The organism is Candidatus Poriferisodalis sp., from assembly GCF_965208555.1.
In the GTDB taxonomy this organism is placed as follows: domain Bacteria; phylum Actinomycetota; class Acidimicrobiia; order Acidimicrobiales; family Poriferisodalaceae; genus Poriferisodalis.
This window is the reverse complement of the sequence record NZ_OZ242342.1, coordinates 2,228,208-2,240,894: the sequence shown is the minus strand read 5'-3', so window position 1 is coordinate 2,240,894 and position 12,687 is coordinate 2,228,208. Positions and strand designations below refer to the sequence as shown.

The following is a 12,687-nucleotide window of genomic DNA, read 5'->3' as shown; positions in this document are numbered from 1 at the left end:
CAAAAGAAAACCCGGCCCCTTAAGGGCCGGGTGGTTTATGACGCCAGCATAGCTCCGGTGCTCGGCGAGGCACTGCGAATTCCTCCAAGCGGTGTGATTGGCGTGGCCGACATCGTGCGGCCGGTGGCGCCGATGGGCCCGCAACTGCGGATCGGCATCGATGGTCCTGGCGGATCTGGCAAGAGCAGGCTGGTTGCAGAGCTGATCCGTTGTTGGCCGACCTCGGCCGCGCTCGTCCACGGCGACGACTTCGGTCGACCGACGACCGACCCAGCCAGATCGGAGCAACGCATCGGCGGTCTCTTCGACCTCTCCCGACTGGAGCGCGAGGTGCTCGAGCCCCACGAGCGCGGCGGCTCCATTCGCTACCGGCGCTACGACTGGAACGCAGACCGGCTCAGCGAGTGGATCAGCGCGCCGCATGACGGCACGCTCATCGTCGAGGGCGTCTACACCACCCATCCGTCGATCCGCGATTGGTATCACTTCCTCATCTGGGTCGAGGCCGACCGCCCCACCCGGCTTGCCCGGGGACTGGCTCGTGACGGCGAATCAGCACGATCCCGCTGGGAAGACATCTGGATGCCGGTCGAGGACCGCTACCGAGCCGAGCACCGCCCCGACGACGCCGCCCACCTAGTGCTCGACAGCACCGACTCCAGCGACGGCGACGAGCTGACGTGCCGAGTAGGGCGATCTCGGGCTCTGCCGGACGGATGAGTCCTGGCTCAGTTCCCGGGAGCCGGTGCCACTCGGACGGTGAAGCGCTCCATCAACTGCTTCCGCGTAGGCGGCGGCTGGGTCTCGGGTTCAGTGTCTGTTTCTTCGGGGGGGTCCGGATCGGGGGTGGACGCGCTGGAAGTCGGCTGACTCGGCGGCGTCGGATCTTGCTGCGGCGAGTCGTGATCTGAGCGCTGCTGTTTCGACTCGTCAGCAGGGTCCTTGTTCTCCTGGCCCGATTGACCGTCGTCTTTCTGCGTCAAGCCCTGACCAAGCGGCGGCGGCGATTTCGGCTGCGGCGAGTTGGGTCCGGGGTCTGACTTGGAGAAGACCTGCGCGACCGGGGTGGTGCTGTAGGTGACGGGAGCCGGTGCCGCCGGCGTGTCGGCGCGCACATGCCTCGACGAGGCGCTCAAGCCAGCCGCGTTGCGCGCCTTGACCTGGTACGAGTACGACGACGATGCCGAGACGCCGGTGTCGACGTACGACGTGACGTCACTGCCCAGATCGTCCGCGATGACGGCATAGGTGCTGGCGATGCCGTCAGCGTGATCGCGCCGAAGCACCTGGTAACCCGTCACGCTCGCATCGCTCGGCGGCGTCCAAGAAAGGGTCACCGAGTCATGAGTCACCGACGTCACCGAGAGCCCTTCTGGGGGCGACGGGACATCGGTCGACTGCGCCCCCGCCGGGACACCTGGCGCCAACAACAAGAGCACGACAATCGCCGACAGCGCACCCATCAGCACAGCCCGCTTCGGCGAGCGGCGGCGGGCGCACAACCCCTCCATCACTGCCACCCGTCGCGCCAATCCCACATGAGCACTCCGACGATAGTCCTCGCAACTAGGCACCACTGCGCGTGCCGGACTCGGGGGAACGGCTTGACCGTGGTGAGGCGCGGTTCCTAGCGTTCGGCGTGTCGGCGGCGGCGATCGGTGCTGCCGCACGAACAGGGGGAATCAGACATGGCTGACATGAAGCTGGCGTTGTACTTGCCGAACTTCCGTGACCACGTAACCGTCCAGGAGCTGGAGGAACTCACCGACCTCGCCGAGGAACTCGACTTCGACTCGATATGGACGCTCGACCGCATCGTCGTGCCCGAGGTCTCCGACCGGGGCGAGCTCGAGTACCCGTTCGGGATGATGGAGCAGTTCCCCACCCAGCTCCCCGTCTCGGCCCGCGGCCAGTGGTTCCAGGGCTGGCCGCTCATCCCCTGGCTCGCTGCGAAGACCTCGAAGTGCCGCATCGGCATGAGCATCACCGACACGCCCTACCGCTCGCCTGGCGTGTTCGCCGCCGAGATCGCCACGGTCGATCACCTGTCGAACGGGCGCGTCAACGTCGGGGTCGGCTCGGGCTGGATGCCCGAGGAGTTCGCCGCCGCAAGCGCATCGCACCTCTTCCCGAAGCGCCACAAGCACGTGCGCGAGACCATCGAGATCTGCCTGGGCATCTGGACGAACGATCTGTTCGAGTACCACGGCGAGTTCGCCGACTTCGGCCCCAGCGGCTTCGGCCACAAGCCACTGCAGGACCCGCACCCGCCGATCTTCATGAGCGGCCTGCGCAACCCGGCCATCTCCGCCAAGCGGGTGGCCCAGTACAACCTGTCGGGCTGGATCGGCATCCAGGACACGCCCGAGGAACTGACCGAGTGGCTCACCGCCTTCGGCGACGAGCTCGACAAGCTCGACAGCTCGCACAGCATCGACGACATGGAGATCTCCAGCATGTGCTGGTTCGTGATCACCGACGAGCCGACCGATCAGGCCCGCAACGGCAAGCTGACGAACCTGCTGGCCGGCACCGCCGACCAGATCACGCAGAACCTGATCGAGCTGAAGGCTGCCGGCATGACCATGCCGCTCATCTGGCCGCCGTTCGCCGACGTGCCGGTCGCCAAGACGCTGGACGATCTCCGCCAGCTCAACGACGAGATCCTCCCCCAGGTCAACGCCGCCTAGCGGTTGGGCGGCTGCGCCGTCAGCGGGTGCGACGGACTGCAACTACCAGCCCGACCGCGAAGCCGACGAACTCGATGAGCGCCAGGCTCAGTGCGGTGTGGAAGAACACACCCGCGCCGTCGCCGACGACGTTGGAGTGCAGGTCTGGTGTGTCGATGACGAAGTGCAGCAAGTAGCCGAACACGAACGACGCATACATCGATGCGGCGAACAGCGCAGCGCCCAGCCGGACGCTGCGACGGAACGCCAGCCACACCGCGACCAGCGGCATGAGCGTCACCACCACAACGATGTAGGCGAGCTGGGCGCCCGGGATGGGCACGTCGGCGGCGGCATGGCCGTAGGTGTGCGTCAATCCGACGCCGAGGTGCAGTGCTGCGATCCCCGCCAGCGTGAACTGCTCGAACCTCGCGGACGTCGGCATAGCTACTCCCATTGTCGCGGCCGGCCGACCGCTCTCCGGGCTGCCCGTCAGGCTCAAACGAGCAGCGACTCGAGCTGGCCCCGCACCTCGGGTCCGAACCGGAGCTCGATCTCGTCGAGCCACTCCCCGAGCTCGCCCTCGATCTCCGAGGGCCTCGGTGCCCGAATGTCGATCTCGGCACCGAAGTCGTAGAAGTCGGTCGTCGTCACGATCTCGTCGGGCAGCGCCGTGAAGTCCACGCCGAACCGTTCGGACAGCGCCTGCCAGTCCATGGTCTCGGTCAGGACCGACCGGTGAATCCGCAGATGCTTGTCCAGCCACAGCTCGATCGTGAGTTCGGTTGGCGTGATGCCGCTCAGCACGTCTGCGAGGCTGCCTTCCTCCACGCCCTCAGACGGCACCAGGCTCGCCGCGGCCGCGTCCAGCGTCGCCAGAACGCCCGTCGTCGGAACCCCGCGAATCTCCGCGTCGCCGATGACGGCCGCATCGAGCACGTAGTCCGCGAAGTAGTCATCGGCTTCAGGAAGGACGCACTCATCACCGCTTTCGTCACCGTCAGAGCCCAGACTCCCCTGTGCCGGCCCGCAGTCGAATCCGAGGTACTCCATCGTGGCGCGGCCCACGGTGAACCAACCCGACGGAATGTCGATGCCCGATCCCTGTCGGATCGCCGCAGGAATATGCAGGCGCATGTACACGGCGCCGTCCACGGTGAGGATCTCGTTGCCGACCATGTCCTCCGGCTCGTCGTCGGGACTGCCCTGCAGCGAGATCGTCCGCTCGTTGGACTCCCCGTCGTACTCGGTGATCTGAAATGACCAGCCGAAGGGGCCGAGGTCGGCGACGCTGTATGAGCGCACGGGCTCATCGACGTCGCTTTCCAGCACCTGTGTGACGATCTCCACGAGTATTTCCGGGCTTGTCAGCGGGTCGAATACTCCGGACACGTACTCGCCGTCGCCGTCACCGCCGTCAGCCTCATCGCGGCCCCCCGGTCCCAACGCCTCGACAGCGTCCGGAGTTCCGACAGCCCGAGTCAGCCAGCAGGCCACCGTGGCATCAGACCGGGTCGCACAGGCGTGTCCGTCCCCCACCGAGACTCTCCCGAACACGCCGCTCGGCGCACCCGCATCGCCGGCCACGCCTTCGCCCCAGCATGCGATGGCCCCGTCGACGCGCACCGCACACGCGTAGTCGGCAGCCACGTCCACATAGCGATACAGCCCGTCGGGCGGGTCGGTCTTGCCGCCCGACGCATCGCCCCAGCACTCCACCCGGCTCCCGAAGGCCACGGCACATGCGTGATGACTGCCCGCAGCGAGCTGGAGGAACTCCCCGCCTGCGGGTGGCGACGCCGTGCCGAACTCGTCCTCGCCCCAGCAACGGATCGTGCCCGCGGGCCGCAGCCCGCACACGACGTGCGCAGCGGCAGCAAGCTCGACGAACGTGCCGGCAGGCGAATCCGCTAGCCGGACACCGCTGTCGTCCCAGCAGATCGCCATCCCGTCGACACGCAATCCGCATCCGCCTGTGGACCCAGCCACGATCTGTGTGAATCGCTCCCGTGGAGGCTCGAAGCTTCCGCGGCCGTAGCTGCGGCACACCGCCGCCCCGTCAACCCGGATCGCGCACGACCACGGGAGGCTGGCGTTGATAGCCGTGTACTGGCCCGGCGGGAACTCAGGGGGAGACGTCGGCCACGCGCCCCAGCACTCGACCTGACCGCCCGCTTGGACAGCGCAGCTGTGCCGGAACGCAGCCGAGACGGCTGAGTACTTGCCAGCCGGCATCTCGACGAGATCGTCGATCCGGTAGCCCCAGCACGTCACGTTGTTGTCGATGCCCACCGCGCACGTTTGCTGAGAGCCGGCCGCGACCGATGCGAAGCGTCCGGCAGGCGGATCGGCCGCACCTGCCGAATTGTTGCCCCAGCACGTCACCTCGCCTCCGGTGCCGAGCGCGCAGGCGTGCCCGGCACCCACCGAGACTTGGGTGAAGGTGCCGCTCGGAATGCTGGAGAGCAGCGGCGTGTTCAAGCCCCAGCAGGTGACGCTCTGGTCGTCGCGCACAGCGCACGAGTGAAATGGCCCGCTCGCCACATCGATGAAGCTTCCTGCGGGCACCGTCGACTCGGCATGCTCGATACGTCCCCAGCACGCAACTGTGCGATCAGTCCCCAGCGCGCACCCGTGGGATACGCCGAGTGACACCTTGCTGAACGAGCCCGCCGGGGGTGGCTCGTCACCTACTGCTAGCGAACCCCAGCAGGCGAGCGTGCGGTCGAGACGGATTCCGCACGCGGTGTCGTCGCCAGCGGCGATCGCGACGAACTTCCCAGCAGGAGCATCTGTCTGACCTGCCTCATTCGAGCCCCAGCACGCCACGTCGGCGGTGGTGAGGAGACCGCACGCGAAGCGACCGCCCATCGACACCGATGCGAACTCTCCGTCCGGCGGTTCGGCTTGGCCGTGGCTGTTGGCACCCCAGCAGGCCATGGCGCCATCAAGCGACACCATGCACGCATGGAAATATCCGGCTGCAACGGTGACCGCAGCGGGGAAGTCGATGCGAGGTTCGGCATCAGGCTCGACTGCGGCGCTGACGGAACTCTGTTCGTCGGGTGATGGTTCGTCACTTTCGGCAGGCGCTTCGCTCGTCGACGCGGGCGTCGTTTCGTCTGCCGTGTCGTCCGGCAACTCGTCAGAGACGCACGCCGCAGCCATGAGTGCAACCGCCACGACAATCGACGCCAACCGGACCCATCGCAGGCGGGGCGATAGTTGCGAATATTTTGAGCGGCCCACGAGGCCACTGTAGATGTGCGCTGGTCCGTCCTCTCCGGGCCGCAGGCAGGAGCCATCACGCTCCGCCCGAATCGCCAGTCGTACTCTGCGGGGCACGACGGCTCAGCGACCACCCTCGGTGGTGGTGTCGATCGACGGGTTGGCCCCGCGGCACATCACCCGCACCACCATGCCCGCGCTCACCACGCTCGCCCTCGAGGGCGCCTCGTGCTTTTCTGCCCGCACGGTGACGCCGCCGCTGACGCTGCCTGCGCACACGTCGATGCTGCGCGGCGTCGGTCCTGCCACCCACGGTGTGATCGAGAACCTCTCGGCTGGTTTGCGCACCGACGCGCCCACGTTCCTCAAGGCAGCCCGCGGCGCCGGCCGTTCCACTGCGGCCTGCATCAGCTGGCTGCCGCTCGACGACGTGATCGAATGCGGCGCCGTCACCCAGCGGTTTGTGATCGACGGCGGCTACGACCCCGACAATGACCGCCAAGTGGTCGACGCCGCAGTCGCGGCCATCTGCGAAGCCCACCACGACCTGGTGTTCGCGTACCTCATCGGACCTGACCTCGCCGGGCACGACCACGGCTGGGGCAGCCCCGAGTACCAGACCGCAGTCACCCAGTCGGATGCCGCGCTCGCCCGGATGGCAGAGGCCGCCGGCCCCGACGCCAACGTGCTCGTCACCACCGACCACGGCGGCCTGGGCACCGGCCACGGTGACCCCGTCCCCGAGGTGATGGAGACGTTCGTCGTGGTGCGCGCCCCCGGCCGCATCCGACCCGCCTCGGGCTGGCCCGCAGCGTCGCTCCTCGATATCGCCCCCACCGTCGCCGACGTGTGCGGTTTCGCCGCCGACCGCCGCTGGGAAGGCACCTCGCTGGTCGGGCGGGAACTGCCCCTCAACGACGTGCTGGTGGACCTGCTGGCCGCCAGCGCACACCACACCTACGGCGAGCAGGTGACCATGCTCGATCACGCGCTGCAGGCCGCGGCGCTCGCCGCTGCCGACAATGCCGGCGACGAGATGGTCCTGGCGTGCCTGCTCCACGACGTGGGTCACCTGCTGGCCCGCGCCGGCGAGTGGGGCCTGCCCTCTCACGCGGAGGTCGGCGCCCGGGCACTGCAGCCGCTCCTGTCCCCCGCCATCGTCGAGCCCATCCGCGCCCATGTCCGCGCCAAGCAGTACCGGGTCGCCGTCGAGCCCGCCTACCACGACCAGCTGAGCCTCGCCTCGCAGATGTCGCTCGCCGAGCAGGGAGGCCCGCTCTGCACCGACGCAGTGCGAGCGTTCGCTGCAAGCCCCTTCGTCGCTGAGGCGCTGCAGCTGCGCAGCTATGACGATGCCGGCAAGGTCCACGGTCTCACGATCCCGCCCCTCGAGACCTACCGCAGCCTCATCGACGCCGCGCTCACACCTGCCCGTCCGATCGATCCCGCCTGGGCACGCGACGCGTGCCGGTGCGCCGAATGCCGCGACCCCGGCAACGACCAGCACCTCATCGACGCCACGGCGCTTGAAGGATGGACGGTCGTCCGCACCGACCAGCCTCACCCGCCCGACAACGAGCTGACCGTCACGCTGCATCACTGCTCAGGCGAGCGGCACGTCTGTCGCATCCCCACCGCCCAACGCACCGACCTGCCCATCGAGCCATGGCCGCCCGCCTTCGCCAAGCAGCTCCGCTCCGACAGCACGCGCTGGACCGGCCCAGACTGCGACCACACCAAGTTCGCTCGACAGCTCGCCCACCGCGGCATCGCGCTGCTCCACGACTGCGGAACCGAGCCCCGAACGGTGCTCGACGTCGCCAGCACCATCGGCTTCGTGCGGGAGACCAACTACGGCGCCCTGTTCGATGTCATCGCCGAGCCCGACCCCGTCAACCTGGCCTTCACGCCGCTGGGCCTGCCCGCCCACACCGACAACCCGTACCGGGAACCCTGCCCCACGGTGCAACTCCTCCACTGCCTGGTCACAGCCGCTGACGGCGGCGCCAGCAGATTCGTGGACGGGTTCGCGGCCGCTGCCCGCCTCCGCGACGACAGCCCCGCCGCCTTCAGAGCACTCACCACTACCGAGGTCGGCTTCCGCTTTCGGAGCGCGAATGTCGACCTGCGCGCCCGGCGTCCCCTCATCGAGCTCGACAGCGATGGCGCAGTGCGGGCGGTCAGCGTCAACAACCGCTCGATGGAGCCGTTGCCGGCCTGCCATACCGGCACCGCTGCTTTCTACGCTGCGTACCGCGACTTCACCCGACTCCTCGACAGCGACGACTTCGCCATCGAGATCACCCTGCAACCCGGCGAGCTGGTCGCATTTGACAACCGCCGAGTGCTGCACGGCCGCCGTGCCTTCCGCTCCACCGAACGCCGACACCTGCAGGGCTGCTACATCGACATCGACGCCGTCCGTTCCGCCGCCTACCTCGCCGCTTGATTCGGCACTGACCGCCTAGCGTGGGCGGGGTTTCGGGTCGAATCGGCGGACAGGATCGGGAATGCGCTTCCGGAAGACGATCATCGGGTTGATGGCGGGGCTGCTTGTGGTGCTGGCGCTCGCGGCCTGCAGCGGTGACGACGACGGCAACGACATCGCGGGTGTCGGCCAGCGAGCATCAGCAGCGATGTCGGGGCCCGACGGGTCGCCGATGGGCACCGTCACCCTGGAGCAGGGGCCGCACGGTGTGCTGGTCTCCGCCGACATCAGCGGGCTGAGCCCCGGCGGCCACGGATTCCACATCCACACTGTCGGCACCTGCACGCCGGACTTCAGCGCAGCAGGCGGGCACTTTGCGCCCGGCGAGCGCGGACACGGCTTCATGTACGCCGACGGTCTGCACGCGGGCGACCTTCCAAACATCTATGCGGCCGGCGACGGCACCGCCCGGGCCGACTACTTCACCGACCTCATCACGCTCGCGGCCGACGCCGAGACGTCCGTGTTCGATGCCGACGGCTCCGCGTTCATCGTCCACGCCAAGCCGGACACCTACCAATCCGAAGCCGGCGCCGGCGACCGTGTCGCCTGCGGCGTCATCGAGCGCAGCTGACACGCCCCCAGCCCGGCATCTAGCGCAGTTCTGCGAACGGGTTCGTGACCCGGACCGTGCCGTACAGCCGGCCGTGCTCGAAGTCCTCCGAGAGCAGCTCGGTGATGCCATTGACCTCAGCGCATGCCCACAGGTGCGCATCGAACCATGACATGCCGTAGGCCACCGCGCCCCGCAACGCAGTGTGCAGCACCGTTGCGTCGGGGTAGATGACAGAGAACTGCACCATCAGCTCCTCTGCCTCCCGAGCCGCCTCGGCGAAGTCGAGCAGCCGGCGCTCGGGCCCGCCTCTGGTCGTGGCGGCTACGAACTCGACGATCGACTGGTGAGCGATGAACGCGCGGCCGTCCTCGATGCCGGCTCGCATCCGCTCGGCCGCTGCCTGCTGCTTGTCTGGGAAGCGAGCATCGACCCGGTACACGAGCACGTTGGTGTCAATCAGCAAGACGACCGCCGCGCTCGTACAGCTCGTCGCGGGTCCAGCCCCGCGATCCGGCGCGTTCGAACGTCGTCGCCGCCTCCCGGTGGCGCTGCCGCTCGGTCGCAGCGTCGAACAGCGCAAGGCGCGTCGCCACGTCGGCCAGCTCGGGGCGGGCAGGCGCCGAGGGGGGCACCACCCGAATCACATCGCCCGCTTCCTCAAAGCGGATCTCGTCGCCTGGCCTGATGCCGTAGCGATCAGCCACCGCCTTGGGCACGGTCACCTGAAGCTTGCTCGTCACCTTCGCCACTTCCTTACTTTAGCAAGGACAGCATCCTTACCACCGATGTGCGATCGAACAAAGCGAATTGTCGGTGTCGACTCGGCAGCCGGTCATAGCGCCGAACGGCGAGCGGTTACCGTGCGCGGGCGCATATCACGCTAGGGGGCCGCATGCACACTGAACGACGCGAACTCGACACTGGCGACGGGCAGCTTGGGCTGTATGTCGCCCGGCCCGACGGCGACGGCCCGTTCCCGCTGGTGATGTTCTTCCATCACGGACCGGGATTCGACGACGGGTCGCGTGAAGCCGCAGACGCCATCGCCGATGAGGGCTTCTGCGTTGCGGTGCCTGACCGGTACTGGCGCAACGGCCCGTGGCTGACGTTCGACATCGCGGCGCTCTTCGCCGAGGGCCCCGATTCCCCTGCGATGCAGGAATTCCTGGGCCTGCTGCTGGGCACCACCGATGACATGGTCGACGCAGACATCGCGGTGGCGCTGGCCTCGCTGCACGACGACCCGGCGGTGGACACCGTCAACACCGGATGTATCGGCTACTGCATCGGGGCGCGCACCGTGGTACGGACGCTCGCCGGCCGCTCGGACACCTTCGTCGCCGGCGTGGGGCTGCATCCCTCGTTCTGCGTGACGTCCGAGCCCAACTCACCGCATCTGTCGGTGCCGACGATGACCGGTCGGCTGCACATGGCACAGGGCGCCGCCGATCAGCTCGCATCGCTCGAAGAGAACCAGCCCCTGCTCGATGCGGTCGCCGAGCTGGGCGAGCGGGGCAGCATCGATGTGATCGAGGGTGCCGACCACGGGTTCGCCGTGCCGGGTGGGCACGCCTATCACCCCGAGGGCGCTGCCCGCTCGTACGCCACTGCGCTCGCCATGTTCGGCGAGCATCTCGGCAGCAAGGCCTGACGCTCCGGCCGGCCGTACGTCTCGCGGCCGCGGCCCGGGGCGCCGGCGGCTAGTTGATGCCGAGCTGGGCCTTGCGCTCGCGCGCGTAGTTGGTGATGAGCTGGTCCGCGGTCAGCCCGATGACGGCCACGTTGAAGCCGGCCACCAACCCCTCCCCGACAAGGGCCTGCTCGGTGCGGGCCAGCAAAATCTCGTCGCCGAGGCCGTCGATGCCCCCGATGAACGCGGAGATGATCACCAGCAGCAGCCCGAACAGCAGCACCTGGTTCATGCCCAGCATGATCTCGGGGAACGCCATCGGGAACTTCACCTTGCGCAGGAGCTGCCAGCGGGTGCAGCCCGACATCTCGGCGGCTTCGACCATGTCGGGCGGCACATTGCGCAGGCCGAGCATCGTGTAGCGGACAGCGGGAACCGTGGCGTAGATGACGATGGCCGTCAGCGCCGCCACCGGGCCGACCCGGAACAGCATGACCACCGGGATCAGATAGATGAACGACGGCAGCACCTGGAACGTGTCCAGCACCACTTGCACCGCGGCATAGCGACGAGCCGACGTCGAGGCGAACACACCGATCGGCACGCCGATGGCCACGCTCACGATCAGCGCCGCCACCACGAGGTACAGCGTCTCCATCGACTCGATCCAGAAGCCTGAGAACGCCAGGTACGCCACGAACAGCGACACGATCGCTGCCAGCTTCCAGCCGCCGAATCGCCACCCGACTGCCGCCACCAGCACCAGCAGGCCGATCCACGGCAGGGCACCGAAGCCGTCGCGCATCGGGAACAGGACTTCGGTGATCATGAAGTCCCGGAAGTAGCCCAACGGCGTCTTCAAGTTGAGCTGCACCCAGTCGACCAGCCATTCCCACAGCGGAGCGGTGCTGACCGTCCAGCTCTTCGGCAGCAGCTGGGCGTGACTGGTGAGCTGGGCCAGGGCCGTGCCGACGGCGGCCACCGCAGCGGTGGCGACCCAGTAGGGATGGCGTGCCAGCCACGACTTCGACAGGTCGACGTGCTCGGGCCGGCGGGAGCCTGCGGCCTGGCTGAGGCGGTCCAGCATGATGGCCATCAACACGATCGCTACGCCGTACTCGAGCGCCTTGCCGATCCGCAGGCTCTGCAGGAAGTTCAGCAGCGGCAGGCCCAGGCCGCGAGTGCCGACGAACGAGGCCAGCACGGTCATGCCGAAGCACTGCATCAGCACCTGGTTCACGCCCACGAGCAGCTGCGGGCGCGCCGCCGGCATCTCCACCTTCCACAGCATCTGCCAGCGCGTGCAGCCCGACGTGAGGCCGGCTTCGAGCACCTCGGTGGGCACCGTCTGCAGGCCCAGCAGCGTCAGCCGGGCCATCGGGGGAACGGCGAACAAGATCGTGGCAATGGCGCCGGCCTCGTCGCCGATGCCGATGAACACCGAGATCGGCAGCAGGTACGAGAAGTGCGGCATCGACTGCATCACGTTGAGCACCGGCACCAGCAGGCCCTCGAACCACTTCGCCTTCGCCGCTGCCAGGCCGGCCGCCCAGCCGAACAGGGCCGCCAGCGGGGCCACCACCACCACGATCGACAACGTGATCATGGAGTCGTCCCAGATGTCGAAGAACACCAGGTAGAGCGAGCAGCCGCCGGCCACCACCGCCAGCCGCCAGCCGCCGAACTTCGCCCCCGCCACCGCGAACAGGCCCACCAGCACCACCCACGGCACCGCGCCCAAGCCGAAGGGGCCGTCGCCGGCGATGAGCAGCTGCTCGCTGATGTCCAGCGGGTACTCCAGCCAGCCCGAGACCGTGCGGGTGACGTCCTTGACGTTGAACAGCCCCAAGAGCTGCTCGTCCTTGAGATACAGCAGCGCTTCGTTGGCCCAGTCGGGCAGGAACCGGAACTCGCCCAGCTTCGACAGGAAGTCGGGGAACCAGCCCGGCGCCGCCTGGTGGAAGACCTGTATGGCGAGGTAGGGCGACACCAGCAGCAGCGCCATGCGCCAGCCCCGCAGACGACGGGCTCGCTCCAGCAGGCTTCGTGGTGCAGCGGATTCCGTGGCAGATCCCGCAGCAGACTCCACAGCAGACTCAGTCGCGGCGGCCATCGG

General features: G+C 68.1%; 11 protein-coding genes. 5 read left to right on the top strand and 6 right to left on the bottom strand.

Translation table 11 applies throughout. The features are described 5' to 3' along the window. Positions 1–102: 102 nt before the first annotated feature. Complete coding sequence (locus ACOGXE_RS10430) at positions 103–720, top strand: uridine kinase family protein (protein ID WP_419930849.1); 618 nt, start codon at positions 103–105, stop codon at positions 718–720. Positions 721–728: 8 nt separating this feature from the next. Here ACOGXE_RS10430 and ACOGXE_RS10425 read toward each other — a convergent pair whose 3' ends face one another. Then, entirely contained in the window at positions 729–1,538 is an 810-nt protein-coding gene (locus tag ACOGXE_RS10425) for a fibronectin type III domain-containing protein (protein ID WP_419930848.1), read from the bottom strand. 159 nt (positions 1,539–1,697) lie between these two features. Here ACOGXE_RS10425 and ACOGXE_RS10420 point away from each other — a divergent pair, with 159 nt between their 5' ends. Further along, a complete protein-coding gene (locus tag ACOGXE_RS10420; protein WP_419933511.1) occupies positions 1,698–2,690 on the top strand; it encodes an LLM class flavin-dependent oxidoreductase in 993 nt (330 codons plus the stop codon). A gap of 19 nt (positions 2,691–2,709) precedes the next feature. Here ACOGXE_RS10420 and ACOGXE_RS10415 read toward each other — a convergent pair whose 3' ends face one another. Next, a complete protein-coding gene (locus ACOGXE_RS10415) occupies positions 2,710–3,114 on the bottom strand; it encodes a hypothetical protein (protein ID WP_419930847.1) in 405 nt (134 codons plus the stop codon). A 53-nt stretch (positions 3,115–3,167) separates the two neighbouring features. After that, positions 3,168–5,852, bottom strand: coding sequence for an RCC1 domain-containing protein (locus tag ACOGXE_RS10410; RefSeq protein WP_419930846.1), 2,685 nt, complete (start codon positions 5,850–5,852; stop codon positions 3,168–3,170). Between the two features lie 190 nt (positions 5,853–6,042). Here ACOGXE_RS10410 and ACOGXE_RS10405 point away from each other — a divergent pair, with 190 nt between their 5' ends. Next, positions 6,043–8,346 (top strand): TauD/TfdA family dioxygenase, encoded by a 2,304-nt coding sequence (locus ACOGXE_RS10405; protein WP_419930845.1) that lies wholly within the window; start codon positions 6,043–6,045, stop codon positions 8,344–8,346. A gap of 61 nt (positions 8,347–8,407) precedes the next feature. Continuing rightward, positions 8,408–8,959: a superoxide dismutase family protein gene (locus ACOGXE_RS10400; RefSeq protein ID WP_419930844.1), complete on the top strand. Its 552-nt coding sequence runs from the start codon at positions 8,408–8,410 to the stop codon at positions 8,957–8,959. A gap of 19 nt (positions 8,960–8,978) precedes the next feature. Here ACOGXE_RS10400 and ACOGXE_RS10395 read toward each other — a convergent pair whose 3' ends face one another. Together ACOGXE_RS10395 and ACOGXE_RS10390 are read right to left on the bottom strand one after the other, a co-directional pair. Continuing rightward, complete coding sequence (locus tag ACOGXE_RS10395) at positions 8,979–9,404, bottom strand: PIN domain-containing protein (RefSeq protein WP_419930843.1); 426 nt, start codon at positions 9,402–9,404, stop codon at positions 8,979–8,981. Continuing rightward, entirely contained in the window at positions 9,394–9,681 is a 288-nt protein-coding gene (locus ACOGXE_RS10390) for an AbrB/MazE/SpoVT family DNA-binding domain-containing protein (RefSeq protein ID WP_419930842.1), read from the bottom strand. Before ACOGXE_RS10390 ends, ACOGXE_RS10395 begins: the two co-directional genes overlap by 11 nt. A gap of 152 nt (positions 9,682–9,833) precedes the next feature. On the opposite strand from ACOGXE_RS10390, the gene ACOGXE_RS10385 reads away from it, so the two are divergent. After that, complete coding sequence (locus tag ACOGXE_RS10385; protein ID WP_419930841.1) at positions 9,834–10,592, top strand: dienelactone hydrolase family protein; 759 nt, start codon at positions 9,834–9,836, stop codon at positions 10,590–10,592. 49 nt (positions 10,593–10,641) lie between these two features. On the opposite strand, the gene ACOGXE_RS10380 is transcribed toward ACOGXE_RS10385, so the two are convergent. Continuing rightward, positions 10,642–12,684 (bottom strand): ABC transporter permease, encoded by a 2,043-nt coding sequence (locus ACOGXE_RS10380; protein WP_419930840.1) that lies wholly within the window; start codon positions 12,682–12,684, stop codon positions 10,642–10,644. Between the last annotated feature and the right edge of the window lie 3 nt (positions 12,685–12,687).

Bases quoted from the DNA above. Each gene is read 5' to 3' on its own strand.
- ACOGXE_RS10420 (WP_419933511.1), top strand. From the start codon at position 1,698: ATGAAGCTGGCGTTGTACTTGCCGAACTTCCGTGACCACGTAACCGTC.
- ACOGXE_RS10400 (WP_419930844.1), top strand. From the start codon at position 8,408: ATGCGCTTCCGGAAGACGATCATCGGGTTGATGGCGGGGCTGCTTGTG.
- ACOGXE_RS10380 (WP_419930840.1), bottom strand. From the start codon at position 12,684: ATGGCCGCCGCGACTGAGTCTGCTGTGGAGTCTGCTGCGGGATCTGCC.
- ACOGXE_RS10415 (WP_419930847.1), bottom strand. From the start codon at position 3,114: ATGCCGACGTCCGCGAGGTTCGAGCAGTTCACGCTGGCGGGGATCGCA.
- ACOGXE_RS10385 (WP_419930841.1), top strand. From the start codon at position 9,834: ATGCACACTGAACGACGCGAACTCGACACTGGCGACGGGCAGCTTGGG.